Raw genomic sequence first — 25,483 nt, 5'->3', positions numbered from 1 at the left:
CACAGAGAATAGCACGGAATATGGGTAAGGAAAACGGTTGCGCGGTGAGGATCAGCGATGAATTACGCGATAATTCAGAAAGGCAAGGAAAGGAGTTCGATGTCGTCTGAGGTCACTTTTACCATCGACCCTTCGCTGTGCCATGCGCCCAGCACGTAGCGGAACGCGGGTTCGCCGTTAGCGGTCAGCGGGTGAATATCAGGGCGATGGGTGTGGCCGTGGATCAGGTGCTGAACCTGGTGTTTTTCCATGACGTCGATGACGGCCTGCGGATTGACGTCCATGATCGCGACTGACTTACTGCTGTTGGCCACTTTGCTTCCCGCGCGCATTTTGGCGGCGATGCGCTGGCGAATAAACAGCGGCAGAGCGAGAAACAGCGTTTGCAGCCACGGCTGATGCACTTTGGCGCGAAACGCCTGGTAGCCCGCATCATCGGTGCAGAGGGTGTCGCCGTGCAGGATCAATACGCGTTTACCGTATAGCTCCAGCACTGTTTCTTCCGCCAGCAATGTCATGCCGCACTGGCGGGCAAAGCGTTTGCCGAGCAGGAAATCACGGTTGCCGTGGATGAAAAAGCAGGGGACGCCGTGATCGACCAGGGATTTGATCGCAGAGGCGATTTCATGGTGCAGCGGGTTGGGATCGTCGTCGCCAATCCAGGCTTCAAACAGATCGCCCAGAATGTACAGCGCATCGGCGTCACGGGCTGTGCCTGCCAGAAAACGCAGAAAACCGGCGGTGATCGCCGGTTCTTCTGTTTGCAGATGCAGATCTGCAATAAAGAGTGTTGCCACCGATTACTCGCTGACGGTCACGCTTTTGATGATGACGTCTTCTTTCGGAACGTCCTGGTGCATGCCGCTGCGACCGGTAGAAACGGCTTTGATTTTGTCGACCACGTCCATGCCTTCAGACACTTCGGCAAATACGCAGTAGCCCCAGCCCTGCAGGTTTTCGCCGCTGAAGTTCAGGAAGTCGTTATCCACAACGTTGATGAAGAACTGCGCGGTAGCGGAGTGCGGAGCCTGAGTACGGGCCATCGCCAGCGTACCACGGGTGTTTTTCAGACCGTTGTTGGCTTCGTTTTTAATCGCTTCTTTGGTGTCTTTCTGTTTCATGCCCGGTTCAAAACCGCCGCCCTGGATCATGAAACCGTTAATGACACGGTGGAAAATCGTGTTGTCGTAAAAACCTTCACGGCAGTAATCCAGGAAGTTTTTGACGGTTTCAGGAGCTTTATCATCAAACGTTTTGATTACGATATCGCCGTGATTAGTGTGGAAAGTAACCATTTTTGCATCCTGTTGGGTTTGGTAAGTCGCACAGACCCGGTAAGGGGTCAGAGATAATCGCCTTTTATAGCATAACCGTAAGGTTCGATCACGTTGCAAAGGGTGCTGCTTCGATTCGGAAATATGGTTATTATAAGGCAGATACACTCCACACACGTCCAAACGGAATCTTCGATGCTAAAAATCTTTAATACCCTGACGCGCCAGAAAGAGGAATTCAAACCCATTCATGCCGGTGAAGTTGGCATGTACGTGTGTGGTATCACCGTTTACGATTTGTGTCATATCGGCCATGGCCGTACGTTTGTCGCTTTTGACGTTGTCGCCCGCTATTTGCGTTTTATCGGCTATAAGCTGAAATATGTGCGAAACATCACCGATATTGACGACAAAATCATCAAACGTGCCAATGAAAATGGCGAAAGCTTTGTGGCGCTGGTGGATCGCATGATCGCCGAGATGCACAAGGATTTTGACGCGCTGAACATCCTGCGCCCGGACAACGAGCCGCGCGCGACGCACCACATTCATGAGATCATTGAGATCACCGAACGCCTGATTGAACGCGGTCACGCCTATGTCGCTGACAACGGCGACGTGATGTTCTCAGTGCCGACCGATCCGAACTACGGCAAACTTTCCCGCCAGGATCTGGAGCAGTTGCAGGCCGGTGCGCGCGTGGAAGTCGCGGAAATCAAGCGTAACCCGATGGATTTTGTGCTCTGGAAAATGTCCAAACCCGGCGAGCCGAGCTGGACCTCGCCGTGGGGCGAAGGTCGTCCGGGCTGGCACATTGAGTGCTCGGCGATGAACTGCAAGCAACTGGGGAATCATTTTGATATTCACGGCGGCGGCTCGGATCTGATGTTCCCGCATCATGAAAACGAAATCGCCCAGTCCACCTGTGCGCACGACGGCGAGTACGTGAACTACTGGATGCACTCCGGGATGGTGATGATCGACCGCGAGAAAATGTCGAAATCTCTCGGCAACTTTTTCACCGTGCGCGATGTGCTGAAGTATTACGATCCCGAAACCATTCGCTACTTCCTCATGTCCGGTCACTACCGCAGCCAGCTTAACTACAGCGAAGAGAACCTGAAGCAGGCGCGTTCTGCCCTTGAGCGCCTGTACACCGCGCTGCGCGGGATGGATACGTCGGTTGCGGCCGCGGGCGGCGAAGCCTTCGAAGCGCGTTTTGTTGAGGCGATGGACGATGACTTCAACACCCCGGAAGCCTACTCGGTGCTGTTTGATATGGCGCGCGAAGTTAACCGACTGAAAACGGAAGATGCGAATGCGGCCAATGCCATGGCTGCCCACCTGCGTAAGCTGGCAGGCGTGCTCGGTTTGCTGGAGCAGGATGCAGAACAGTTCCTGCAAAGCGGTGCGCAGGCGGATGATGGCGAAGTCGCAGAGATTGAAGCGTTAATTAAACAACGCCTGGAAGCGCGTCAGTCGAAAGACTGGGCTGCCGCCGACGCCGCACGCGACCGCCTGAATGAGATGGGCATTGTGCTGGAAGATGGTCCGCAGGGCACCACCTGGCGTCGTAAATAATTTTAACCCTCACCCCAACCCCTCTCCCTGAGGGAGAGGGGCTATAGGGCGCGGTACGTTTCCTCCCTCTCCCTGCGGGAGAGGGCCGGGGTGAGGGGATTTCCCTATCTTCGTACCTTCCACAGCACCCCCATCAAAATCGCTCCCGGCAGCCACACCCACAATAACTCAGAAATAATCACCTGATGCCCGTACGAGGTCGTATAGCGCGATAGCGCAAAAGGCGCGACTTTAATCACCTGCCACGGGGCAAAAAATCGCTCATCTGACCATGGCCATAGCCAGCCCACGCCTTTACCGCCCGTTGTGACCGAATCCAGCAGGCTGTGCGACAGCAGCGACAGGGTAAGAAAACCCCAGCAGCGCATCAGGCTGGCTTTAAACCAGCGTCGTCCGAGCCAGACGCACAGCAGGGGGACGACAAAAGCGAATAGCAATGAATGGGTGAAACCGCGATGACCAAACACGCTGCCGTATTCGACGCCGAATTTAAACGACAGCACGTCGGCATCCGGCAGCATGGCGAGCGCAACGCCTGCCAGCAATAAGCGGCGGGGGATAATCTTTTGGCCGAGGCCGAGGCCCAGACAGAGCGGCACGGCGGCGTGGGTGATGATGGTTGGCATAGCCGATCCTTGAGAGGCAAAACCTGCAATATAGCAGCGTTTCAGGCGTACCGGATCGGAAGGCGTGTCTGGATCAGGCGGATTCCCGCGCCACCAGTTGCCCGGATAGCGTCACGCGCTGGGGCAGCAATTCCGGCTCTTTCAGCTTGCGGATAATCAGCCCTGCGGCCTGGCGTCCGGTCTCTTCACTGGCTGAAGAAACGTAGGTGAAAGAGGGAGACGTGAGGTTAACGTGCAGCATATCTTCAAAGCCGACCAGCGCGACCTGCTGCGTCAGGAAGACGTCTTTGCCGACCGTGCGTCCGACCTGACTGATGCCGGAGAGACAGCCGATCACTGCATCCGGCGAATGGCAGAGCAGGGCGGTAATGGTGTTGTTTTTTTCCAGTAATTGCCGGGTGACGTAGCTGGCGGCCCAGGTCCCGTCATCGCAGGCGGGCGAGGATTCTTCCCGCGTCACCAGGCCATACTGTTTAAGTGCGCTGCGAAACCCGAGCAGGCGCTGCTCACGAATAAGATTGTCTTCTGTGCCGCCAATGTAGGCGATATTGCGATGCCCTTTTTCAATCAGATAGCGGGTGGCGAGATTCGCCGCCTGGCGGTTGTCGCGCATCACCAGGTCGCAGGGCGAGTCGATCAGTGACTGTGACACCACTACTAACGGCAGCGGGCAGTGGCGAATGCGTTCTGGAAGATGCGCTTTGGTGGCGTCGGCGGCCAGATAAATCACGCCCGCCACACCCTGCTGTTTGAACGATAACAGGCAGCGTGCCAGATGTTCATCGTCGTTGAGCGGCTGACCAAGGAAAACCATGTAACCCTGCTTTTCCAGTTCCTGCACAATGCTCGCCATCACTTTGATAGAAAAGCTGTCGCTGAAGTCGCGCAAAATCAGGCCGATCAGGTTAGAGGTACTGGAGCGCAAATTTGCCGCAGCCACATTGTGAACGTAGCCGAGCGACTCGATCGCCGCCTGGACTTTCTCGATGGTGGCGGCGGAGATTTTTCCTTTTTGACGCAGCACCAGCGAAACGGTCGAGACAGAAACACCCGCCTGTTTTGCCACATCAATAATACTGACCTTCTTCAAATCCGCTCCCTGAAAGTGTCTGTTAATCAGTCAACTATGCAAAAGCCTCCTGCACGATACAGGAGGCTTGATTACCTTAACAGTTTCGGGTTATTTGCCCATCATCCCGGACATGGTTTGTGCGATAAACTGTGCGCGGGCACCAAAAATCACCTGTACACCGGTATCGCCGACGAAGACCACACCGCGTGCGCCCACGCCGTTCAGCCCGTCTTTATCAACCAGCGCCCCTTTTGCCACTTCCAGACGTAAACGGGTGATGCAGGAACCAACCGAATTGATGTTCTGTGCGCCGCCCATCAGCGCGATGATTTCTGTCGCCAGTTCTTCATCGGTTTTGTCATTCGCGCTGGTCGTGACTTCCGCGCGGCCCGGCGTTTTCACATCGAAACGACGGATCACAAAGCGGAAGGTGAAGTAATAAATCAGCGCCATCGGAATGCCCACAATAATGGCGCTCAGGAAGTTGGTCTGATAGCCATTAAAGGACGGCAGGATCCCGAAGGAGATGTAGTCGATAAGCCCCGCCGAGAAAGACTTGGCGATGTGCGCGTGCAGCAGATACATGCACATATACGACAGGCCAGCCATGATGGCGTTAAAGACGTACAGCACCGGAGCCACGAAAATAAAGGTGAACTCAACCGGCTCGGTGATACCGGTCAGGAAACAGGTCAGCGCGGCGGAGAAAAGGATACCGGCAGCGATTTTTTTGTTTTTCGTCTGCGCTTCGTGATACATCGCCAGACACGCCGCAGGCAGCGCGAACAGCATCAGCGGGAACTCACCCTGCATGAATTTACCGGCGTTCTGATAAGTATCGCTGCTAAACGTCTTCGTCCCTTCTTCCAGCATTTTGAACCAGATAGTCTGGTCGCCGTGGATCACCTGACCCGCCTGGGTGGTGTAATCGCCGAATGAATACCAGAACGACGGATACCAGATGTGGTGCAGACCGAGTGGGATCAGCGCGCGTTCGACGAGGCCGAATATAAAGGTCGAGGCCGCCTGGTTATCGCCGTTCACCACGACTGACAGCGCATCAATACCGGACTGAATGTGCGCCCAGACGTAAGGCAGCAGCAGGCCGAGAATGAAGGAGAGGAACGCGGTGGCAATCGCCACGAAGCGCTTACCGGAGAAGAAGCCGAGGAACTCAGGCAGTTGCAGCGTGTGGAAACGGTTGTAACACCATGCCGCGAGGATGCCGCAGATCAGGCCGCCAAAGACGCCCATTTGCAGGGTCGGGATGCCGACCACCATCGCATATTTGCCGCCCTGCGAGGCCATTTCTGGCGTAATCGACAGCACGGTGCCAATGGTGATGTTAGTGACGAAGACCGAGACGGCAGCCGACAGCGCCGCGATGCCGGATTCCGACGCCAGACCTACTGCGGAACCGATGGCGAACAGCATCGGCAGGTTGTCGAAGATCACACCGCCCGCGTTCATCATCAGCGGCAGATGGAATTTGTCACCAAACGCCAGCAGCAAACCGGCAGCGGGCAACAGTGAGATTGGCAGCATTAACGCGCGGCCAATCATGGATAATTTTGATAGCGATTTAACGAACCCCGATATCAGACTCATGCTGATTTCCCCCGATTGAGATCGCCTTTTTAGGGCGTTTTATTTTAGGTATAACGTTTTAGTAGAACGTTATACTTATCGTTATGTAAGCGCGGTTTGCCCGCAACTGAAATCTGCAGGCGCATCAGAGGAAATTGTTATTCTTTGAAGTTGATCGGTAATTGACCGTGATTTTTGCAGGGGAATAGAAGGCGGGAGATTTGCCCCTCACCCCGGCCCTCTCCCGAGGGGAGAGGGAGAAGGGCAAGTCCGTGCTCGATCTCTCCCCTCTGCCAAAGTGAGGGGGAGAAGGGCAAGTCCGCGCTCAATTTGTCCCCTCTCCTTGGGGGAAAGGGTTAGGGTGAGGGGGAAAAGCAAAGAATCAGGCCGTAACCGTAATGCTCTGACCGCTAAAGCTCACCGTCTGACCGGCGACAATCTTGCAGCGCTTGCGGGTTTCCACTTCACCATCAACGGTGACCAGACCTTCCGCAATAAAAATCTTCGCCTGCGCGCCGCTTTCGCTCCAGCCTTCCAGCTTCAGCAAATCGCAAAGCTCTACGTGCGGGTGTTTACCCAAAGAAAATGTCGCCATCTTATGCTTCCTCTACATCATGATATTCTTCACACGCCTGGAGCGTGTTCTGGATGAGCGTGGCAACCGTCATCGGCCCCACACCACCCGGTACTGGAGTGATATACGCGGCGCGCGCGGCGGCTTCTTCATAGGCCACATCGCCCACCACTTTCCCGCTCTCAAGGCGGTTAATACCCACATCAATAACGATCGCGCCTTCTTTGATCCACTCGCCCGGAATGAAACCTGGCTTGCCCACCGCCACGATCAGCAGATCGGCGTTTTCCACGTGGTGACGCAGATTTTTAGTGAAGCGGTGCGTCACTGTCGTCGTGCAACCGGCCAGCAGCAGTTCCATACTCATCGGGCGACCGACGATATTGGATGCGCCAATAACGACCGCATTAAGACCGTAAGTATCGATGTTATAACGCTCAAGCAGGGTCACGATGCCACGCGGCGTGCACGGACGCAGGCGCGGCGCGCGCTGGCACAGGCGACCGACGTTATACGGGTGGAAACCGTCCACGTCTTTATCTGGCGCGATGCGCTCAAGCACTTTGACGTTATCAATGCCCGCGGGTAGCGGAAGCTGAACCAGAATGCCGTCGATAGCCGCATCAGCATTGAGCTTATCAATCAGCTCCAGCAATTCGGCTTCAGTAGTGGTTTCGGGGAGATCGTAAGAGCGGGAGATAAAACCGACTTCTTCACAGGCTTTGCGCTTGCTGGCCACGTAAATCTGCGAAGCAGGGTTACTGCCAACGAGGACGACCGCGAGGCCAGGGGCACGAAATCCAGCCGCAACACGGGCCTTCACTTTTTCCGCAACCTCAGAGCGCACCTGCTGCGCAATCGTTTTACCGTCAATAATCTTTGCTGCCATCAGGGAGAGGATTCCATCTGTAACGAAAGTAAAAAGGGATTGTGACTATTTTGTCAGAAGCGCGGCGCGCTGTCAGTTAACGTTTGCGATATTCACCGCAGGCGAGGCTGTAAAGTGCGTTACGATGCTCATTTCCCGCGCATCCGGATGCAAAGCCATTGACTCAACAGGCGTTGACCGTATAATCCCAGGCGTTTCCACTGCAAAGGTGGAACATCCGCGTAACGCGCCCTTAGCTCAGTTGGATAGAGCAACGGCCTTCTAAGCCGTAGGTCACAGGTTCGAATCCTGTAGGGCGTACCAATTAAATCAATTAGTTACACCAAAACCCTTCTCCTGTGTCATGCTCATGAAAAGTTTATGTAACGGCTGGTGTAAGTAAAATTTCTCAATGCAAATCAACGTTAGCGTGAACTAGCAAGCATCCCCGGATAATGCTTCGCCACGATATCATTCATCTTTTCTGTCAGATCGCACCGCTTAAAAGTGATGTGTGCAGTTCCCTTCTGGAAGTAACGAATACTGAAGAAATCATCTTCGTAGACATCCTGCGATGGGTTGTCCCGAATATGCTCCATCAATCGGGTAGTAACATCGCCACGGTTGTCGGGAATCGGTTTACCATCGAGCAGAAACAGCATTCTTTCCAGGTCTGCCAGCTGATCTCGTCTCCAGCCCCAGTTCAGACTAAATCCCCAGCGGTTATGCGTCACCAGATTGTTGACGATGATCTTTTTACCAAAGCTGCAGGGACTATTGGTTTTGTAATCCCACGACAGCCCTTTAAAGACATTGATGATCCCACGTTCGAAGACATCCATTTTGTTGAGATGTAATTGTTCAAATGTGGTGAGGATATTCACTTCGCTGATTGTCGGAAGGTCGCCCTCCTCAAGGTCCTTATGCCACTGGTCGCGGGCTTGTGCATCCATCAAGGCCATCATTCCAGACTTCAACATCAAGTCTCGCCAGATACTACGGTCAATATTACGGGTAATGGCAGGCATAGCTTTATCCACCGTCTCTGTTAACCAGCTATCATAGCGGTGCCCGGATTTCATCGCCCAATTTTGAGCAGTTCCGCCACCGATTTCTGAGGTTAGCCGTGAAATGGCATCAATTTTATCGATGAGTTGTTCGATCTGTTTTAGGGCTGTATTGCGACCAGTGACTACACGTTCAATATTGGTCGAGCAAATTAGCTCGCGATGTTCAGTTAATACTTCACCCTGTGTTTGCATGATATTTTATCCATAGAAAGCCAATGTCCCTGCCGGTATTGGCAGGGACATTATGTAAGGAGTGAAAAAGAAGAGAAGAGCTGAAAGGTCAATCAGGTAGGCGTCACGCAAAATTTACTGGGCAATATGCTTAGCCTTTTTTCGCAATAACCCCGTCGATTGCCTTGCCCTAAGAATATCAACAGCCCGCAGATAAGGTGATGGCTCATGACCACTCAAGCCTTGCCTGTCGATACGTACCAGTTCGTACTTATCTACCAAGAAGTTAACCGCGTCGGTGAGAGTGATACCGGCATCAATATGTTCCTGAATAACCCGTTCTTCACTAAAAGGCGTGTCGTTTAATGTCAGTCCATAATGCTGTTGCAGCACACGAGCCAAAAGCATTTGCCAGATAGTCACAGGCGGCAGGCAAGGCTTAGCCCCTCGGTTATTTAATAAAGGTAAGCTTTTCATAACGAACTCTCAGATGGGTGAATAGAGGTTAATGTCTTGAGGAGTAAATAATGATGAGGATAAAATTGCCAGACTGTCAGAAAGACAATGCTGTCAATCCTATAAAAGTTATATCAATCAAATAGTTGATTACAGTTCACGCATTCATAGCGTTCGAATATGACGCCATCCAGTGCGGCCCCTGCCACAGCACCTGCGGTTGCTCCAGCGATAAATCGGCCCAATAATGCCCCCATCGCTGCACCAGCAAGGGTGCCAACAACAGGAATGGCTGAACCAATGGCAGCCCCACTTAAAGCCCCTGATACACCGCCAGCAACAGCGCCCCCTTTCTTGCCGGTATGACGCTCCCGAACTCGGTGGGAGTTACATACTGGGCAACGAATGTTATTTTTCATCATAATTTCCTTCTGTGTTTGGGTAAGTTCCAGCTTCGTTTTTCAAAATAACGTTTTCATCATTGAATAATGTGCCGCTCAACGTCAGCCCACAGGACTGTAACAGCAGGCTTATCAGTAACATTAGCCAGCCCCCCCAGGCAGTGGATATGGCATCGTCACCCGCCGGATTGTTGCAGGTAAGATTTTCATTTTTTTTCTCGCGTGAATTAAAAAGGTTTAACGTTTTGTGGGGTAAATGACGATGTAGACGTAGCCATGCGAACCAAGAGTATCCGCTTCGCATGTCAGCCCCTTCACATACAGCGTGACGCTGTGCTGGTGGCGGGGATTAAGTTCGCCGCTGGTGAGCATTAGTTCCATCTGTTTCATCAGTACCGGAAAGTCCTGGTCCAGATGGCATAACTCTGCATCATTGAATGTCCCGGCGATGCTGGTACGGTCAGCCAGGTAATGCAGGCAGTTGCCTTCCTGGACCAGCCGTGCGCCAAAGCACGGGGTGATATCGCGTTTCAGTCCCCACCAAGGCGCTTTCGTGTGGTTGCTTGCTGTCGGTGTTTTATTCGACAATGTAGCGCTCCTTAAATATGAGTTAATTCAGCGTGACACAACGCAGGGCCACATACGGGCCGTTGAAGTCCTGACGTCGTTCGGCGTATACCGCCAGTACCCCGCTAATATCCTGCACCTCGCGCCCGGCGTAGTGGCAGATGCTGCCGGACCACTTATATTTCCCTTTGCAAAACCGAAATAAGCGGGACTGCGGATGCTGACTGTAGATTGTCATCGCTTGACGCTTGCTGATGATATTCATCACTGTTTTCTCCTTATAGCCAGCCGCGTTCGGCAAACGAGACAATCTCGATCCCGCCGACAATCAGATGGTCCAACAGGTGGATGTCCACTAGGGCAAGTGCCTGCATAAGGCGCAGCGTGATGGTTTTATCTGCCTGGCTGGGTGTGGGGTCACCGGAAGGATGGTTGTGGGCGATAATCACCGTCGCCGCATTGAAGTACAGGGCCCGCTTGACCACCTCGCGAGGATGTATCTCGGTACTGTTAATTGTGCCGGTGAATAGTGTTTCATGGGCAATCAACTGGTTCTGCTGGTTCAGGTACAGCACTATAAACTCTTCGCGCTCTAGTCCAGCCATTTTCAGTTTCAGCCAGTCACGGGCAGCCTGAGTGGAGGTGAATGCCACGCCTGTTTCGCGCAGGTGTCGGTCAAGCAGCGCTAAAGCGCGTTTTACCGTGCGTTGTGCGGTTAGTGGAAGGACCGGAGTCAGTGGGATAAGTGACTGTTCCATCATGGGTATCCTTAATCAATAATGCGAAAAATGGCGTGGGATTCAGGGTGCTGCAGGGCGTAATCCCGCAGGCGGTAATAGTGCTCAGTCATGGCGTCACACTCCGTGCGGCAGGCGTGGTGGCTGTACGCGAGGAGACAGACGGCTATCCCGGCAGCTTCCGCGCTTATTTCCGCACCATTGCCGTTCACGTTGTTGAACAGATGCCATTTATCGTCACTGTCAGTATCAGGGGCCATAAACGCCCCGCCATTGCTGAGCGTGTAAAAAGACCAGATACCACCGCTGTACTCATCACAGAAGCGGTCCATCCAGGCGAAAATACGGGGTTCCAGCGTTATCCACTGCGGGATAGAGCCAAAGTGCTGCAGCCAGAAATCGAGACGCTGCTCGTCAGGTACTGGTGTTACAGTAAGGTCAAATTGAGACTCATTAGCGGATATCAATTCGCGTTGAGTTTGTGTCGTCATGGATATTCTCCGTCAATAAAAACGCCAGCGACGATGGCTGCCGTATGGGAAATAAAGGACATGCAGGGATGATGAATGAGTGTGGTTAGGAGGAGGATGCTCTGAGGATGCCTGACTTGCGGATATAACGGTTAAGCCCTTACCGGCATCAGGTTCAAAGCACCACGCCCGCCAGCCCTTAGACCTTCAGAGTCACGAACCACCAGGCGGTAGTGACTACTCTGGTCATCTTCAATGCTGAGGTTGTGATACCGGCGGGTAACCGCTTCGGCCTGCTGTCGGGTAAACGGTCCCGGTGGCAGCATGTGAGATTCAGGCATTCGGTGTACCTTAAAAACAAAAGCCCCTGACGCAGATGCGTCAGGGGCTGTGGGAGTTTGCATGTGTGGTGGGATTGTCAGTAACCGGTTTGCACCTTATACAGCCGCAGGGTTTTGCTGCCCCGTACAATTTTCACATACAGGGCATTATCTTTCGTGCCACGCACAAAACCGGCCTGCACATCGCCCTTACAGTCACCACCATCGTAAGGAATGTTGACACCGGTCTGGCGCACGAGGTCGATAACCCCGAAGCTTAAGTCTTCACAGGCCGGGCCCGGCAGGTCGTGAATCAGAGCAAATTTATGGTCGTCGCTTAAACCGGTCAGTGAGCACATGGAGGTGTTGATGTCATTTCCCTGGCACCAGTACTCCTGGCCGGGATTGTCTTTATCCATCAGGCTTGCCGGAAGTTGAGCGGCACCGGCACTAAATGCGGCAAGTGACAGAATGAGGGCGGGTACAGCAGATGTCATTATTTTCAGCATTGTTTTCTTCCTGAATTAATCCAGCCCGCTGTCGGGCAAAATGAGGTAGATTGGTATCGGGTGTTATCAGAAGCGCCGGTAGCGAAACAGCTCTTTGCCCTGATAAAGTGCCACCAGGTCGTCATATTCCGGCTTCTTCTGGTTGGGCTTAAAGGTCACTATCGTGCCCGGACGGCACAGGTCTTTTACGGTGAGCCCAAATTTCTTGTCCGGAGTAATGGTGAATCCCTTCGACACATCGTTGTGCATGATGGTTATCCAGCCCCACAGGCCGCCTTCGCAGCCTTTAAAAGGTGCTGAACGCACCGTGACCATCACGCCCAGACGATCAACAGACATGGCTTCGCATTTCCCGGTAACCTGGCGATGCGCATCACACCAGAAAATTTTCCCGTTGTTGTCACTGACGGCTGCAGGGAGCGTCCGGTTATAAGGCTGGGCCTGAGCTCCTGCACAGAGCAGCAGGCTGCCTGTAATGCTCAGTATCTTAAGCAGTGTTTTCATTATGTTATTCCTCAAGAGGGGAGATATCCGCAGATGATGGTTCAGGCCACCACAGTCAGAATTAACATCAACAACCATACCCAGAAGTAAGCTGGTTTCTGCCCAAGGGTTTTCGCCCGTCGCCACAGATAGAATGGCACCAACCAAGCCAGTTTACCGAACGTGGTGGTATCCACTCCGGCCTTACGCAGACGTCGTTCATCGAGATACCCCAGAGCGATATTGAGCAGCAGCGTGATAAACCAGTACTCCCCGTCCGAGACAGCCTCATATGCCTCGTCAAAAGACATTCCGTTCAGCCCAGCCGTCCACAGCTCAAGCGCATAACCAATGAAGGGAGCAAATGCCAGCGTCCATACCACTCCACCCGGAATGCGGTTTCCTGGTAATGCTGGTGGAGTTGTGCTGTGGAGCAGCGCCGAAGCCAGCGGGGTTGCGGAGATTGGCTGCCACTCAGTCATACCCTGTCGCCATACCAAAGTGGATGCAGTCAGTTCACCGCGCATAATCAGGCCGGTGATGTCGTCTTCAGTCACATTGTCGTGACGTATGCCATTTTTCTCGTAATGCCAGATCATTGTTTTTCCTTCTTAACAGAGGTAATTAAATCAGTATGTTGCCTGGATCCTCCTCAGAGGGCCCAGGAGACAGGGCTTCGCGGATATAGCTGAAGTGCGGAAGAGCCCGGATAAAGCCCGCCTGTGTGGTTAACTGGCTGAGACGTTTTAGCGGGGTGAACGTGGTGTTGAGTACTGTCACCGCATGGATGGTCGCCAGAGGATGCACGGTGATATACCCGTTAAGTTCACCGGTGAGGTACCAGCAGCCGTCGAATGAAATCAGTCGGTACGGGGCCAGCCCGTCACAGCGCTCTCCCTCGGCCAGCAGCAGTACCCGCTGGCAGGCAGTAATGGCACTGACGAGGCGGTAAAACACCAGCGAGCTGGCCGGTGACACTGACTGTGGGGGTTGCCACACCAGACAGGGCATCCCTCCTGCGGTGAGCAGCATGCCTGCCAGACGCCGGTCCAGCCCCGGAAAAATATCGGCCAGTCCTGCCCGGTGAGCAAAGGTCAGCGCATCCAGCTCGCCCTGTACGCCCCCACCGGTGCTGCGCAGGCGGCATTGCCCCCGTCGATACTCAAGGTCGAGGTACATCAGCCGTTCGCGAAAATCCCGTCGCAGGGTGCGGACTGACACACCAAACTCTGCAGCCAGCCGCGCCATGTTCAGCGTTTCACCTGCAACCAGGCGGCTGATTATCAGTGACAGCCTGACAGCCAGCCGGTCATGACGGCGCTCTGCCTGTGTCATCTTAAATCTCCGTAATAGTTAACTGACTGAATATGAAATGATTCTAAAGAGGGGGGCGGACAGGGTATGGACATGGAATGAACTATTTTTTATCTGCCACCGGAAGCAGGCCCGACGCGGCACATCGTGAAATGCGGTGAAAAAACACTCAATCCAGTGGAGGTAAAACGGACAGGGAGTGTCCTTTCCTAACATGCTGATAACAAGCTCAGGACTGAAACCCACTCAGCATCGCTTCAGCCATCACCCAGAGAGCCCGGTTGAGCTTCACATCTCCGTCGATACCACGCACGGCGCGGGTATGCGTTCGCCCGCCTTTCGCACTCCGACCACTGAGCCCGCCCTTAATCAGGTTCTCTTGAATACGCTGATATGTGGTCCACAGATCATTGCTCTCATCCTGCCAGCGGCGTGGGGAGAGTATCTGAGGTGCTGTCACTGGCTGGTGGTCCTCACCGAAACGGTACATCAGTGCAGCCTGTGCCAGAGCATGTTGTGCAGGTGGCGGCAGCATCAGCGACTGCATGGCATCCCGCTTCTCTTCCACACGGTCAAAAATACCCAGCACTTCATACGCCCCCTCAATCACCTGACTCACGACATCTCCTTTGTGCGGCACACGCACCTCTCCAAACGACTCACCGCAGACAAGCCCGTTCTGGCATACCGCGCGGAATAATCCCGGCAGCATCTGATACGAGCTGGTGCCGTCATGAGAGTTGAGCAGAATGATTTCCGGGACTTGCTTGCCGGTAATTTGTCCCTCCCGACGCAGGCGCAGCATGTGCTTTGTGTGCTCGCGGCGACCTGGGTCACGCACTCTGGTCTGACAGGCAAAGAAGGGCTGAAAGCCTTCGCGCTGCAGGCTGTCCAGCAGAGAGATGGTGGGTATATATGTGTATCTTTCACTACGGGATTCGTGTTTGTCCTCGCTGAATACACTGGGAACCACGCGAAACAGCTCTTCACGGGTTAAAGGACGGTCACGACGGATAAGATTTGCAGCGCCAAAGCGCGAAGCCAGACGGGTCATAAGCAGACTCCTCATAACGGGAAAACAAATAAAAGAAAGCCCTGTCGCACAGGCGACAGGGCTCGGAAAACAACTGGCAGGGTTAAATACTCAGAAGAAGAAATTCCAGACGGCACGGGCGACCGACACCACGGTATCTCGTACAGCCTGAATGACTGTCCGAACTGGGGCCGGTATCAGGGGCATGGAGCTTACTGTGTCCAGTACCGATCCGACCGTTTCACCAAAATCATAGCGGGCTTTTTTATTAACGGCATTGGTACGAAGCGGCGCACTGAGTTGTACCGCCACGGGGCTACTGGCCTCACGGGGAAGGCTGCGAATCATACGCTCTGTCATTACCCGTAGCCCCCACTGCAGACGGACCGACACGGCACACACCGGATGCACGGGCTGGAACAACTCATGCAATAGGCAGATTTTACGGCTGATGTTTTGTTTCTGTTCTGTGGATAATCGTTATCCTCTGCTGGTGGGCTCAGCCTTGTCCGACTGGCTGATAACAAACAGCACCTTATGTCGGTATGCCTCGCCAATCACCTTGTGATAAAAGTGCTCATCCACTGACAGCGCCCGGTCATCAGCCTTGATCAACCACAGTACCAAGTCGAGGCGAGGAAGCTGTTCACGGTAAAGAGCAGCATATTCGGTATCACGTGCGCCACTCTCCCCGACACCAGGCAAATCCACTAGTGTCATAAACCGCCCTCCAACCTGAAAACGAAAACGCAGTGGCTCACGGGTACAGGCTGCTACATCGCTGATCGGCGATACCTCACCGGCAAACAGAGCATTGCACAGACTGGATTTACTAGCCCCGGTTTTGCCCATAATGCCGATCATTGGTTCATAACTGGCTAACCGGCTTACCTGGTGCAAAATGCGTTCAGACACCCATTGCGGCAAGCTGGAAAGTGAGTTCTGCAGCGACTGCAGACCTTCAGGTTTTTTCATCACTACTCCTCTGAAATGAAAACAAAAAAGGCAGAACCGTGAGGTTCTGCCTTTAATGAAGTATGTTCAGTTGAATGATATATATCTAAATGTTTTTACAATGCTGATAGGCCGTTCGGTACGGGAGTAGACTTTGCTGAAATTGAAACGTATTAATCTGCCGGGAGCAGGCCAACACAGTTGGGTCCGTGCTTGAATTCAGGGTATATTCGATGTATTACGCAGGTAGCTAAAGTTAGTAAACGGGTCGAATTTATATTACAGGAGCTTTTAGTGGACATCGAGCGGCTGCAAATCGAGGGTGGTTTTTTGGATGGTTTGGACCTCAAATTCTCCAAAGGTCTCAATGTGATCATTGGCGCTAGGGGGACTGGAAAAACTTCAGTAATAGAGTTAATTAGATACGCTCTAGCAGCTCGTAGTCACACGACTGAGGCAAAAAACCGCTCATTCGACCATGCCAGAGCGATACTGGATGGGGGGGAGGTGACTGTCGTGCTAAATGATTTGGTGGATGATATCACCATTTCCCGCACAGCTGACGATGACAAACCACGCTCTACAGCTAGTTTCGTTGCGCCAATAGTTTTGTCTCAAACTGAAGTCGAGACTCTGGGGCTTAGTGATGCAGGCCGCTTGTCATTGATTGATGGATTTATCCATGGTCGGAGCATAATGTCTGCGACGGAAGCTGAGGTGATCAGCTCTCTAAAGAGCATTTATAAAGAAATTTTAGCCATGGAGGCAGAGATTGCTTCGTTGTCTGAGGAGGTCAGTAAGGTTCCTAACCTCACATCACAGTTGCTTGATTTTGAAAGGCAACTTCAAGATCTTCAAGGAAATTCAAATGAGGTTACCACAAAACAATCTGAGTTATCTCTGCTCACAGAAGAACTTGCTACAGCCTCTGCTCGCGGGGATATCATCGCTAGATTCGGAAAACACGCTTTTGAATGGAGAATGACATTAGATAACCTTCTTCTTGAAAACTATGGGCCAGATGCTTGGAATGGTGAGCCAGAAAATGATCCAGTCGCCGATCTTCGCGAGTCTTACGACTTTGCCATTTCAAGAATAGCTGAGGTTTCAAAAAGTTTTCAACAAATTGAGCATATCTCGCAGCAGCGGCAGGAGGAAATATCTTCCAAAAATTTCGAAGTCGAGCGTAAAGCTCGGGTTTTACGCCTTGAACTTGATAAAGTATCCGAAGGTACTGGAGCGTTAAGCCGTAATATTTCTTTAATTAAATCACAATTATCTCAAATAAATGTCCGCCAAAGCCTTTTGGATGAAAGATGCAGAAGACTAGAAGCGCTACGCAAACGACGTGATGAGACTGCAAATGAGCTTGAAGATATTCGTCTAAAACGCTACACCCTCCGGAGTGAAGTAATAGAAAAGATCAATTTGGCCCTCACACCTTATATTAAAGTAGATGTTGAGCAATTTTCTCAGTTGGGCGAGTATTCCAAAGCCTTAACTGACGCGCTCAAAGGAAGTGGTATAAAATATAATGACTTGGCCTCAAAGATTTCAGAAAATATCAGTCCGCGTGAATTAGTGGCGATCGTAGATAAGGCCGCTTTCGAAGAATTAGCAGATCTATTGAATATACCTAAAGAGCGGGCAGCTCGGGTGCTAGCACAGCTTCGTGAATTTGGGCTTGCAGATATACTGACCTGCGATATTCAAGATGATGTAAACATGTATCTTCTTGATGGCGTCGACTATAAAGAAGTTTCAACACTCTCTGCTGGCCAGCGCTGCACAGTAATACTATCTATAGTTTTACAGCACTCTGAAAGAATACTGATAATTGATCAACCTGAAGACCACTTAGATAATGCGTTTGTGGCTAATACAATAATAAAAACGTTAAATGGCCGTAAAGGACTCGGGCAAATAATTTTGTCTACTCATAATGCTAATATCCCTGTTTTGGGAGAGGCGGACTTGGTAATTGAGTTGACTTCTGATGGAAGAAATGGGTTTGTACAGGTAAATAAACCTCTTAATCACCCTGAGGCCGTAAACGCTATTACAAATGTAATGGAGGGTGGTTCAATTGCGTTTGCCACTAGAGCAAAGTTTTACGAAGATAATTCGCTGTGATGGATCGTGAGCAAGCAATTACCTCACTTATGAGCACTTCAGTAGATGAACGACTCGAGGCTGCACGCTTTTTCACCAACGCTGCGGAGGCAACTGATGCGACTAGGTTGATGCTAGCACTTTCAAAAGAAAATGTTAGATGGGTGAAGAGAGCGCTTGAACGCGCTCTTGAAAAATTACAGGTTGGGCCACCAAAACAAGAGATTAGCGAAGCGGCCACAGAAGAATATGTCATGGATACCAATTCGGATCGGCTCCTTAAAGATCTCCGGGCGCAGGCGGTAGACGAAGTTTCCAGAACAATTCTGCATGAGTTTGCTCCGCTAATAGGGTCTCTCCGTCTAGTTGCTGCAATGGAGTTCGACGCTTATGAAACCTCACGAACCAAACATTGTGTAGAACGTCTGAGTGGTCTACTAGACGCTGTTGGAAAGTTAAAAAAAGCGGCAGCTACTCCGTCGTTTAGTGAGTTCGATCTCTCAGAGCTTATTACGGAATGTATTGCAGTTCTGAATATTAGTCATGAAAACATAGTGTTACGGGTTGCCGGTATCAAGCCTTATATGGTCAAAGCGGATCGGGATTCGTTAGGATTAGCTATAGATAATGGAATCCGGAATTCGGTCGAAGCAGTTAGTGAATTTTCAAGACTCAACCCAGCAGAAATTTTAATAAACTGGGGGCCTGCCGGAGCTGAAAACTGGCTTGTCATTCTTGATTGCGGACCAGGATTTGCGGGAAATCCTGAGGAAGCGTTGAAGCTTGGAGTATCAAATAAGGATGGACATTTCGGTTATGGGCTAGCTACTGCACAGCTGTCAATGCGCTCTATGGAAGGAGACGTTTACGTCTCAAACAAAGCCGAAGGTGGAGCACGTTTCGAATTAAGATGGTATAGGGATTATGCAAATATTATTCGTTGAAGATAACTCATCTTACGCAGACACACTTGTTTCTGCTGTAAAAGACAAGTTTCCTGAGATAGCTTGGGATATTGTCGATAACTCTAGTTCAGCAGAAGCTCTTTTAGATAAAAATTATTACGATCTTATTATTCTCGATCTTTGTATGCCAAGTGTACCGTCCGGGCTTGAGAAAGACGTACAGAATGGGCAACAGCTTTTTTACTATGTGCAGCGGTTAATGCCAGGCACCCCTATTTATATTCTGACTGGTTCCGAACTAGATAGCTTCGCTACGAACCTTTTAAGACACGGAGAAAGGATTAAACTCTGGGGGGCAGCAAGAGAATTCTCTACCGTTCTATATTTTAGAAAAGATGAAACCCTAGAGATGATGAAGGAGTTGTCAGATATTTATAACGAGATAATATCCTTAAACGCTATAGTTATAAATACCCGAGGTAAAGAGATAGAGTTCGGAAGAGGACAAGAGCGAGCACTGCAAAGCTTTGTGCGAAGCATGGGGGGATTTGATGGGGTCTACTACCCATTGAGTGGACTATCTGGCTCGTTGGTCGGCAGAATCGAAGTGCGCAATGATCGTTTTAATATAATAGGTGTATTTGTAGCCAAGTTGGGATTGTCATCAAAGATCCACAAAGAAAATGAATCATATGCGCGGCATGTTAGACTTATGCCTATGAATACATTTACACCTTTATTGCTTAGTATGGACAAGGGGCTTAGGGAGTATAGCGCGATATTCTATACTCTCGCCGAGGGTTATAAAGAAACCTTATTTGATGTTGTCCGGGTTGATCCATGTAAGGCCGTTGATGTGATTAAAAAGGTTCGCAATAGCATGGAGCGTTGGTCCACCGCGCGAAAAGTTTCAAGAGTTAAAATCGGTGAGGTTAGAAAGGCTAAGTTAAATGATGCTAATTTTAATAAACTAGCTGCTCAGTATGACATCGAAGAGATAAAGGATATTGAGGACATTTTTGTAAATATTTCAGAATCGTGCATTCACGGAGATCTACATGGTGGTAATGTCCTTGTTGATCAGGCTGGAACTCCGGTCTTAATTGATTTTGGTGATGTAGGTTTTAATTATACGGGCCTCGATCCAATAACCTTAGAGATGAGCCTTATTTTCCACCCTGACTGTGTAGCGTCAGAAATTTCTAATGAGATACGCTCCTCCATAAACAATTGGCCGAACATTGATCGGTATTGCCAAGATAATCCTTTTAGAGAAGTGATTAAGTACTGTCGAGACTGGGCTTACGACATAAGTGGTGACGATAAATCTGTGTTAGCTGCCGGCTACGCATTCGCAGTGAGGCAGTTAAAATACGACACAGTAAGTGCTGATGAGACTATTGTGCTTATAAAGCGAATTGTTGACGCTATTCGAATTAGGAGCTAGGCTGGATATAAAAATCATTGACAAACATATGGCTGTTTTCATTTTCAGGCATCCATTGCCTTTAACTATCCGTGACTTTGAAAACTTATTAGGGGCGATGCGCCCCTTAGATTTATTTCCTTTGAGCATGCGGCATAACACCTTCTCCACAAAGTTGCTTTAGATCATTGGTTCGCGTTAATAGCTAACAATCTCATGCGTGCGGTGACTTACTCCCTGTTGATTCATACATAACGCTGTAAGCAATATCCTCAGATCGCTTGGCGTACGACCTGGAGCGACCGCATGAAGGGTTGGATATGGCGGTACCGGCATCAAGCTATCAGCCCTCTTCACGATAGTACAACGGCAGCATCATCCTGCCGGAATATGATGCGGACATGCTGGTCAGAAAGGTGGACAGCAGCGGGAAGCTGAGTGCGGACAAAGCGTTCAGAGGAGAACTGGTCGGGCTGAGAGAAACACAGGAAGCGGGTTGTTATGACGTGTGGTGATACAGCACAAAAGGGGGGGAGCGACCTGAAGAAAAAGTCGATCACGACGGGTAAGGGTATTAAAAAGTGTTCACCATGTCTCCGAACACCTGTCTACCATGTCTCCGGATTGTACAACAGGTGGGGGAGGAACGCCGAGAATCGCTCCCCGTTCAGGTGTTTCGTCAAGTACGGCCTATCCCCTTTCCGTTTAGGCGAATAAACCGGTTGCATTAATCATACATCTCACAGGAACGCTACGGTATCATCTGCGATAAGATGGATTAGTTGTCTTGGACAAACTTAAGCGCATAAATTTTCTCCATGCACTCTTTAAATACTGAAAAATCAGTCATTAGATATTCCTCAAAAAGATCCTCATCGTTTTTTGACTTAAATCCACCGTATCGACCAGGCATAAAATACAGCTCAATATGATGTGTGCTTATATTTACCACTTTTGCGTAGTCAAAGGTTCCAATATCAACCATCCCATACTTATTAGGTTTGGCAGGGCACTTAAAATAATCCGTTGCATCCAAAATGGTGACGTTTAATTTTTTAAGTGAAAGATCATCAAAATCATAATCAATTGATACTGAACATACCTGATTTTTATGAATGGGAAATTGTTTTTTTATGTTGCTGAAGAATGCTTTTTTGATTTCTTTTTTGAAATCAATATATGCATCAAGTAGCCCTATTGATTTAAGATTGCTAACAATTTCTTTATGTTGTCTGCATGCATCAAAAAAGTCTTCATTATCCAGCTCATCGGGTAATGGAATGTTCCACCCATAACCCGTATGGCATTTGAACGCTATCTCGTCAACGATGTGCACCGCATTCATAGGTTCATGTTCCACGGCGAGTTGCGATAAAAGTTCATAGACCTCCTCAACGTCTGCCATAGCTTTTTGCACCGTTTTTTTATAATTAAAAAATGATGTTGGAAGATCACCATACCAGTTGCTTATATCTTCTTTATAGACAGGCTCAATACCTTCTAAATCCGCTCTCACTGAGGGTAAGGCCCAGGAAAGAAAAATACGGTTGGATTTGAAATCCGCGAGAGACAAGGCGTGCTCTATTCTGTCCAATGCCCGGGTTTTGTTTTTGACAATGAACCCCCCGGTTAATATTTTAGGAAACGATATTCTGTATTTGTCACTGCCTTGAATGTTGCTTAATGGAAAGTTTTTAACTATTTCTTCTGATGTGATTAAGAAAGTGCTTTCGTCGTTTTCTTCTCCACTGTGGCAAAGAAGAAAAAAGTCAATTCTGGGTTCGTGTTTTTCATTTACGACATATTCTTTATGAATATAATGCGTTGTTGCTTCTGTACCATAAAATTTAACCTGAATGACGCCCAGTTTGGGGGCCTGGGAATCAAGAATATTTTTTCCACTAAGCCGTCTTTGAATAATGAAGTCTGCGCCATCTATATCCACAGAACGCTCTAATACCCAGAATCGATTGAGTAAAAATGCTTTGGCTCGGGCTTCACCGATAGCGCCATTCTGCATTGCTTTAAGCCAAGGAGGTTGGTTACTGTTCACGCTTAACCTTTTCAATAATGATTTACACGCGCTGCTCACGTCCGTCTAGGATAACACGTCAGACACTCTTATTTCCGATTGTAGTGGCACACTGAATTTGATCACCTGAATAGAGGTGTTGGACTGACCCCACCCCTGTAGACGATCCTGCCCTATAGTCGATTTTATCGCTTCCAGGAACCTGCTACAGCTGCTACATGTAGCAGGTTGTAGCAGGGTACCGAGACACTGTATCGAATTTTTTACCGAGGAATGTATCAATTATGTTAATTGACTGGGTGAGGATAAATACCTCACCCAGAGTGCTATTAACAGGCTAATCCGCTTAAGCGTAGACATTGGCTTGTGCCAAAGTTGCGGTAACCGCTGTGGACATCCTTAGTTCTGGTTTTGGCCAAATACGCCAGTCGAATCAGGAAATCCCAGTAGACTGGATTACGATCCAGTGCATCAAATCTACTAAATCTGTAAACAGCATTTGGTGGGAATTCAGCTAATGTTGAGTAATCTTCGTAAGCAAGCCCTATAGCACTACACCAGGCTTTCTGTATTCGGGTTGCCATATTTTTAGCATTGAGTTCTTGGTAATTGCCTAGGTACCCATACACATCTGCATTAAACAACAACATCAGGTGGTAATGGGGATGCTCGCTTGTGTCACGTTCTCTACACCACCCATAAGATGGAAATGTCGGGTTACCCGGTCTCCCGGACCGGTTATGATCTGCGCGTAGCTGGCTTTTCAGTGACTCGAAGGAGCGAGTTATTGCCTGTGCATCATCGCGCTGGAAGCACAGGGGTAGATCAGGTTCTCCTGGTACATGAGACTGGGCAAATCTCAGATCAGAACGAATACCTAGTATTCGGTTATTCTGCTCTAAAGTGCCGTAGACCATGTTAAGTAGTGGGTTGAGAATATTGAGGTCAATGGGTGATCTATACTTTCTGGAGGCTATTTCTACCAAGTTATCGGTTTCTTCATTGGTAAGTGAATATAGTGATTCCATAATAATCCTTCATTCTGTAAATATTAATCATTAGGTAATGGGTAGCCCTCACGCTACCCATGTGATGTTGGACATAATCCCTATAGAGGGATGTATAGGTGTAGGATATATAACAACCAACAAGATATATTACCTATACCAGTTAAAATCCATTGATTGGCCTGACTAGTAATTTAACCTGAATCCGCTGTGTCACTGGGCTTAAGGTCAAAAAAAATTAACCAGACAGAGTTTAATTGCTCTGAAGTTACTCGAAGTTAGGTAGCTTACTCATCGCAATCGATCCCGAGTGTAAAACAGGGATGTTAGTCTTCTCAGCCAATTCTTTCGGTTCCATCGTTGAGCCAATAAATTTTACATAATTAACTCCTCCTCTTTCGAATAATTGCACTACACCTTCAGACTCAAGTTGTTCTAAAGTAGGCATCAGATTCTCTGAATTTCTGACTGAATATGGACCTTTCTTAATAAGGTCATTTCTTTTGAAGTCGTATGAACCATTGCTAACGAGATTGTCTTCAAGGTACCATGTCAATTTTTCAGCCCTTGTAGGTTTTCGAGTAGAATCAACCTTAGCGATAAGATGATTAATAAAAAATTCTGTTATTTTGAATGATGATGTTAAAGTTTCCTTCGTAATTACTGGTGAGTCAGGTGTAATAAACATTTGCATGACTGCTGCAATCCGTGAAGCATGCTCCATAAATCGAGCACTAAAATCATCATAATGGTGTAGTTCGCCTCCTTTTTTTATTTTTTCCTGAATTTGTCTACTCTGTAAACTCCAGACAATTTGTGCCTCAGAAGAAAAAATAATACATATACGCTCTTCATTTTTTTCTCTACGCCTCATTCCATCCTGCAAATGCTTGGTGACAATAGAAAAAAATTCTTCCAGTCCTGGTTCATCAGCCCATATACCAGCATCAGGGATACAGATCAATTCAGGGATCTGTTCCATGTCGACCGGCGATAAACGAGCCAAAAATCCTGAATTCTTTGCTTTTTCACCCTGTTTTTCAAGAAAGTCATCAAATAAACCGGGCTGCATCATCAGCAGCATCGTTAGCCGTGCATCATCAACATCGTAACTGTCACGTGAAGCCCTACTGTCTGCAATTCTTCCTTCTCCCCAAAGAGAGTTGAGTACGGGTGTATTGCGGAAAAGATTACTGTCGAAGGGCCCTCCGGCCTCATCAGACCCGAGCATCAACGATGGAGAACCCTGCGCTAATATTTTTCTAAGTCCCTCACTTGTGGAGTCATTTTTAGTAAGATACTTTCTTATAGGTATAACTGGTTTTCTTAGATAGCATTCCTCCTGTTTTCTTCGTGCTTCGCTTTCACCATTTATCTGACGAATAGATTTACTGTATTGTTTTTTATACTCTTTAAATTCCACTTTCCATGATGCAATCTCTAGTTCATAGAGTTTCTCCTTTAGCAGGAAATCATCTTTCAACTCATTTTCCAGTCGATAGATTGGCTCCATCAACAATTTAAATACAGTTGATTTTCTGCTTCCGGATCTTGCTAACAATAGAATATAAAGCGATGTAAAAGTTTTCCCATTCTTAAGCTGAACATCAAATTTATCCTGGCAGGCATACGCCATTACCCCAAGTAATACGGTAAAAATAAGTTCAGCGGCAGCTCCCGTTTTAAAATGTATATAACTTATCAATCGTTGTGCAAATGTCGGTAACGTTTGAAACTCTAAAGAGAGTTCTTTTATTTTTTTACTCTTATTTCTTTTGGACATGCATATCAGACCCTTTCTATCATTGAAAAATCAAATGACTTCAGGGGAGATCCGCTTATCTATAAAAGCAAATCTCCATCCTAATAATGAAATGTAAAGTTTTATGAGACGGGGAATCTCTCGTCATCTAATTTAAATTAAATTTCCATAA

The 25,483-nt window shown here is 49.2% G+C and carries 26 protein-coding genes, 1 tRNA gene and 3 pseudogenes; 6 read left to right on the top strand and 24 right to left on the bottom strand.

The window, feature by feature from the left end; all coding sequences use genetic code 11:
• Positions 1 to 74: 74 nt before the first annotated feature.
• Both lpxH and ppiB read right to left on the bottom strand, forming a co-directional pair.
• The gene (gene lpxH, locus BM373_RS07865; RefSeq protein ID WP_090460862.1) at positions 75 to 797 is read right to left on the bottom strand and encodes a UDP-2,3-diacylglucosamine diphosphatase; all 723 of its coding nucleotides are present in this window, start codon (positions 795 to 797) and stop codon (positions 75 to 77) included.
• A 3-nt stretch (positions 798 to 800) separates the two neighbouring features.
• Entirely contained in the window at positions 801 to 1,295 is a 495-nt protein-coding gene (ppiB, locus tag BM373_RS07860) for a peptidylprolyl isomerase B (RefSeq protein WP_090460861.1), read from the bottom strand.
• A 174-nt stretch (positions 1,296 to 1,469) separates the two neighbouring features.
• Between ppiB and cysS the strand changes: the two genes are divergently transcribed.
• On the top strand, positions 1,470 to 2,855 hold the full coding sequence (gene cysS / locus BM373_RS07855) for a cysteine--tRNA ligase (protein WP_090460860.1): 1,386 nt from the start codon (positions 1,470 to 1,472) through the stop codon (positions 2,853 to 2,855).
• Positions 2,856 to 2,959: 104 nt separating this feature from the next.
• On the opposite strand, the gene BM373_RS07850 is transcribed toward cysS, so the two are convergent.
• The 5 genes from BM373_RS07850 to folD form a co-directional block, all read right to left on the bottom strand.
• Positions 2,960 to 3,481, bottom strand: a complete 522-nt coding sequence (locus BM373_RS07850; protein WP_090460859.1) for a metal-dependent hydrolase — start codon at positions 3,479 to 3,481, stop codon at positions 2,960 to 2,962.
• A gap of 73 nt (positions 3,482 to 3,554) precedes the next feature.
• Entirely contained in the window at positions 3,555 to 4,571 is a 1,017-nt protein-coding gene (malI, locus tag BM373_RS07845; RefSeq protein ID WP_090460858.1) for a Mal regulon transcriptional regulator MalI, read from the bottom strand.
• Between the two features lie 90 nt (positions 4,572 to 4,661).
• Positions 4,662 to 6,161 carry a PTS transporter subunit EIIC gene (locus BM373_RS07840; RefSeq protein ID WP_090460857.1) on the bottom strand — a complete coding sequence of 500 codons (1,500 nt, stop codon included), beginning with the start codon at positions 6,159 to 6,161 and terminating at the stop codon, positions 4,662 to 4,664.
• A gap of 361 nt (positions 6,162 to 6,522) precedes the next feature.
• On the bottom strand, positions 6,523 to 6,735 hold the full coding sequence (gene ybcJ / locus BM373_RS07835; protein WP_090460856.1) for a ribosome-associated protein YbcJ: 213 nt from the start codon (positions 6,733 to 6,735) through the stop codon (positions 6,523 to 6,525).
• A 1-nt stretch (position 6,736) separates the two neighbouring features.
• Positions 6,737 to 7,603 carry a bifunctional methylenetetrahydrofolate dehydrogenase/methenyltetrahydrofolate cyclohydrolase FolD gene (gene folD / locus BM373_RS07830; RefSeq protein ID WP_090460855.1) on the bottom strand — a complete coding sequence of 289 codons (867 nt, stop codon included), beginning with the start codon at positions 7,601 to 7,603 and terminating at the stop codon, positions 6,737 to 6,739.
• Between the two features lie 226 nt (positions 7,604 to 7,829).
• On the opposite strand from folD, the gene BM373_RS07825 reads away from it, so the two are divergent.
• Positions 7,830 to 7,906, top strand: a tRNA-Arg gene (locus BM373_RS07825).
• Between the two features lie 101 nt (positions 7,907 to 8,007).
• Here the strand turns inward: BM373_RS07825 and BM373_RS07820 are convergent.
• The 14 genes and pseudogenes from BM373_RS07820 to BM373_RS07755 all read right to left on the bottom strand — a co-directional run bounded on the left by BM373_RS07820 (position 8,008) and on the right by BM373_RS07755 (position 16,088).
• Positions 8,008 to 8,844 carry a DUF4942 domain-containing protein gene (locus tag BM373_RS07820; RefSeq protein WP_090460854.1) on the bottom strand — a complete coding sequence of 279 codons (837 nt, stop codon included), beginning with the start codon at positions 8,842 to 8,844 and terminating at the stop codon, positions 8,008 to 8,010.
• Positions 8,845 to 8,958: 114 nt separating this feature from the next.
• The gene (locus BM373_RS07815; RefSeq protein WP_090460853.1) at positions 8,959 to 9,300 is read right to left on the bottom strand and encodes a TA system toxin CbtA family protein; all 342 of its coding nucleotides are present in this window, start codon (positions 9,298 to 9,300) and stop codon (positions 8,959 to 8,961) included.
• A 113-nt stretch (positions 9,301 to 9,413) separates the two neighbouring features.
• Positions 9,414 to 9,701 (bottom strand): hypothetical protein, encoded by a 288-nt coding sequence (locus tag BM373_RS07810; RefSeq protein WP_256214594.1) that lies wholly within the window; start codon positions 9,699 to 9,701, stop codon positions 9,414 to 9,416.
• 216 nt (positions 9,702 to 9,917) lie between these two features.
• On the bottom strand, positions 9,918 to 10,268 hold the full coding sequence (locus BM373_RS07805; protein WP_050926888.1) for a type IV toxin-antitoxin system YeeU family antitoxin: 351 nt from the start codon (positions 10,266 to 10,268) through the stop codon (positions 9,918 to 9,920).
• 22 nt (positions 10,269 to 10,290) lie between these two features.
• Complete coding sequence (locus tag BM373_RS07800; RefSeq protein ID WP_035343354.1) at positions 10,291 to 10,512, bottom strand: DUF987 domain-containing protein; 222 nt, start codon at positions 10,510 to 10,512, stop codon at positions 10,291 to 10,293.
• Positions 10,513 to 10,525: 13 nt separating this feature from the next.
• Positions 10,526 to 11,008 carry a RadC family protein gene (gene radC / locus BM373_RS07795; RefSeq protein ID WP_035343357.1) on the bottom strand — a complete coding sequence of 161 codons (483 nt, stop codon included), beginning with the start codon at positions 11,006 to 11,008 and terminating at the stop codon, positions 10,526 to 10,528.
• An 8-nt stretch (positions 11,009 to 11,016) separates the two neighbouring features.
• On the bottom strand, positions 11,017 to 11,475 hold the full coding sequence (locus BM373_RS07790) for an antirestriction protein (protein WP_090460851.1): 459 nt from the start codon (positions 11,473 to 11,475) through the stop codon (positions 11,017 to 11,019).
• 85 nt (positions 11,476 to 11,560) lie between these two features.
• A pseudogene (locus BM373_RS07785) lies at positions 11,561 to 11,795 on the bottom strand (DUF905 domain-containing protein).
• A gap of 77 nt (positions 11,796 to 11,872) precedes the next feature.
• On the bottom strand, positions 11,873 to 12,283 hold the full coding sequence (locus tag BM373_RS07780) for a hypothetical protein (protein WP_035343365.1): 411 nt from the start codon (positions 12,281 to 12,283) through the stop codon (positions 11,873 to 11,875).
• Positions 12,284 to 12,349: 66 nt separating this feature from the next.
• Positions 12,350 to 12,787, bottom strand: coding sequence for a hypothetical protein (locus BM373_RS07775; protein WP_035343367.1), 438 nt, complete (start codon positions 12,785 to 12,787; stop codon positions 12,350 to 12,352).
• Between the two features lie 41 nt (positions 12,788 to 12,828).
• Positions 12,829 to 13,365 (bottom strand): DUF4339 domain-containing protein, encoded by a 537-nt coding sequence (locus BM373_RS07770; RefSeq protein WP_035343370.1) that lies wholly within the window; start codon positions 13,363 to 13,365, stop codon positions 12,829 to 12,831.
• Positions 13,366 to 13,390: 25 nt separating this feature from the next.
• Positions 13,391 to 14,101, bottom strand: coding sequence for a DeoR family transcriptional regulator (locus tag BM373_RS07765; RefSeq protein ID WP_090460850.1), 711 nt, complete (start codon positions 14,099 to 14,101; stop codon positions 13,391 to 13,393).
• A 208-nt stretch (positions 14,102 to 14,309) separates the two neighbouring features.
• The gene (locus tag BM373_RS07760; protein ID WP_090460849.1) at positions 14,310 to 15,134 is read right to left on the bottom strand and encodes a DUF932 domain-containing protein; all 825 of its coding nucleotides are present in this window, start codon (positions 15,132 to 15,134) and stop codon (positions 14,310 to 14,312) included.
• A 90-nt stretch (positions 15,135 to 15,224) separates the two neighbouring features.
• Positions 15,225 to 16,088, bottom strand: a pseudogene (locus tag BM373_RS07755) (GTPase family protein).
• A gap of 273 nt (positions 16,089 to 16,361) precedes the next feature.
• Here BM373_RS07755 and BM373_RS07750 point away from each other — a divergent pair.
• The 4 genes and pseudogenes from BM373_RS07750 to BM373_RS21815 all read left to right on the top strand — a co-directional run.
• A complete protein-coding gene (locus tag BM373_RS07750) occupies positions 16,362 to 18,200 on the top strand; it encodes an AAA family ATPase (RefSeq protein ID WP_177220128.1) in 1,839 nt (612 codons plus the stop codon).
• On the top strand, positions 18,200 to 19,123 hold the full coding sequence (locus BM373_RS07745; RefSeq protein ID WP_090460847.1) for a sensor histidine kinase: 924 nt from the start codon (positions 18,200 to 18,202) through the stop codon (positions 19,121 to 19,123). Before BM373_RS07750 ends, BM373_RS07745 begins: the two co-directional genes overlap by 1 nt.
• Complete coding sequence (locus tag BM373_RS07740) at positions 19,104 to 20,531, top strand: response regulator (protein ID WP_090460846.1); 1,428 nt, start codon at positions 19,104 to 19,106, stop codon at positions 20,529 to 20,531. The genes BM373_RS07745 and BM373_RS07740 overlap by 20 nt, the downstream gene beginning before the upstream one ends.
• Before the next feature lie 257 nt (positions 20,532 to 20,788).
• Positions 20,789 to 21,083, top strand: a pseudogene (locus BM373_RS21815) (IS481 family transposase); the annotation flags it as partial.
• A gap of 205 nt (positions 21,084 to 21,288) precedes the next feature.
• Here BM373_RS21815 and BM373_RS07730 read toward each other — a convergent pair.
• The 3 genes from BM373_RS07730 to BM373_RS07720 all read right to left on the bottom strand — a co-directional run bounded on the left by BM373_RS07730 (position 21,289) and on the right by BM373_RS07720 (position 25,332).
• The gene (locus tag BM373_RS07730) at positions 21,289 to 22,563 is read right to left on the bottom strand and encodes a hypothetical protein (RefSeq protein WP_090460845.1); all 1,275 of its coding nucleotides are present in this window, start codon (positions 22,561 to 22,563) and stop codon (positions 21,289 to 21,291) included.
• A gap of 308 nt (positions 22,564 to 22,871) precedes the next feature.
• Positions 22,872 to 23,570: an inovirus Gp2 family protein gene (locus tag BM373_RS07725; protein WP_090460844.1), complete on the bottom strand. Its 699-nt coding sequence runs from the start codon at positions 23,568 to 23,570 to the stop codon at positions 22,872 to 22,874.
• Between the two features lie 247 nt (positions 23,571 to 23,817).
• Positions 23,818 to 25,332 carry a YfjI family protein gene (locus BM373_RS07720; protein ID WP_090460843.1) on the bottom strand — a complete coding sequence of 505 codons (1,515 nt, stop codon included), beginning with the start codon at positions 25,330 to 25,332 and terminating at the stop codon, positions 23,818 to 23,820.
• Positions 25,333 to 25,483 lie beyond the last annotated feature (151 nt).

The sequence above is a fragment of the Enterobacter sp. kpr-6 genome, assembly GCF_900116015.1.
In the GTDB taxonomy this organism is placed as follows: Bacteria; Pseudomonadota; Gammaproteobacteria; order Enterobacterales; family Enterobacteriaceae; genus Enterobacter_D.
The sequence above is the reverse complement of the archived record's forward strand: the minus strand, read 5'-3'. Positions and strand labels throughout refer to the sequence as shown.

Coding starts and splice junctions, on each gene's coding strand:
- BM373_RS07765 (WP_090460850.1), bottom strand. CDS start 14,101: ATGACACAGGCAGAGCGCCGTCATGACCGGCTGGCTGTCAGGCTGTCA.
- BM373_RS07770 (WP_035343370.1), bottom strand. CDS start 13,365: ATGATCTGGCATTACGAGAAAAATGGCATACGTCACGACAATGTGACT.
- BM373_RS07815 (WP_090460853.1), bottom strand. CDS start 9,300: ATGAAAAGCTTACCTTTATTAAATAACCGAGGGGCTAAGCCTTGCCTG.
- BM373_RS07745 (WP_090460847.1), top strand. CDS start 18,200: ATGGATCGTGAGCAAGCAATTACCTCACTTATGAGCACTTCAGTAGAT.
- BM373_RS07740 (WP_090460846.1), top strand. CDS start 19,104: ATGCAAATATTATTCGTTGAAGATAACTCATCTTACGCAGACACACTT.
- ppiB (WP_090460861.1), bottom strand. CDS start 1,295: ATGGTTACTTTCCACACTAATCACGGCGATATCGTAATCAAAACGTTT.
- BM373_RS07775 (WP_035343367.1), bottom strand. CDS start 12,787: ATGAAAACACTGCTTAAGATACTGAGCATTACAGGCAGCCTGCTGCTC.
- BM373_RS07820 (WP_090460854.1), bottom strand. CDS start 8,844: ATGCAAACACAGGGTGAAGTATTAACTGAACATCGCGAGCTAATTTGC.
- BM373_RS07725 (WP_090460844.1), bottom strand. CDS start 23,570: ATGGAATCACTATATTCACTTACCAATGAAGAAACCGATAACTTGGTA.
- BM373_RS07780 (WP_035343365.1), bottom strand. CDS start 12,283: ATGCTGAAAATAATGACATCTGCTGTACCCGCCCTCATTCTGTCACTT.
- ybcJ (WP_090460856.1), bottom strand. CDS start 6,735: ATGGCGACATTTTCTTTGGGTAAACACCCGCACGTAGAGCTTTGCGAT.
- BM373_RS07800 (WP_035343354.1), bottom strand. CDS start 10,512: ATGAATATCATCAGCAAGCGTCAAGCGATGACAATCTACAGTCAGCAT.
- cysS (WP_090460860.1), top strand. CDS start 1,470: ATGCTAAAAATCTTTAATACCCTGACGCGCCAGAAAGAGGAATTCAAA.
- folD (WP_090460855.1), bottom strand. CDS start 7,603: ATGGCAGCAAAGATTATTGACGGTAAAACGATTGCGCAGCAGGTGCGC.
- BM373_RS07720 (WP_090460843.1), bottom strand. CDS start 25,332: ATGTCCAAAAGAAATAAGAGTAAAAAAATAAAAGAACTCTCTTTAGAG.
- BM373_RS07760 (WP_090460849.1), bottom strand. CDS start 15,134: ATGACCCGTCTGGCTTCGCGCTTTGGCGCTGCAAATCTTATCCGTCGT.
- BM373_RS07840 (WP_090460857.1), bottom strand. CDS start 6,161: ATGAGTCTGATATCGGGGTTCGTTAAATCGCTATCAAAATTATCCATG.
- BM373_RS07850 (WP_090460859.1), bottom strand. CDS start 3,481: ATGCCAACCATCATCACCCACGCCGCCGTGCCGCTCTGTCTGGGCCTC.
- BM373_RS07810 (WP_256214594.1), bottom strand. CDS start 9,701: ATGATGAAAAATAACATTCGTTGCCCAGTATGTAACTCCCACCGAGTT.
- BM373_RS07790 (WP_090460851.1), bottom strand. CDS start 11,475: ATGACGACACAAACTCAACGCGAATTGATATCCGCTAATGAGTCTCAA.
- radC (WP_035343357.1), bottom strand. CDS start 11,008: ATGATGGAACAGTCACTTATCCCACTGACTCCGGTCCTTCCACTAACC.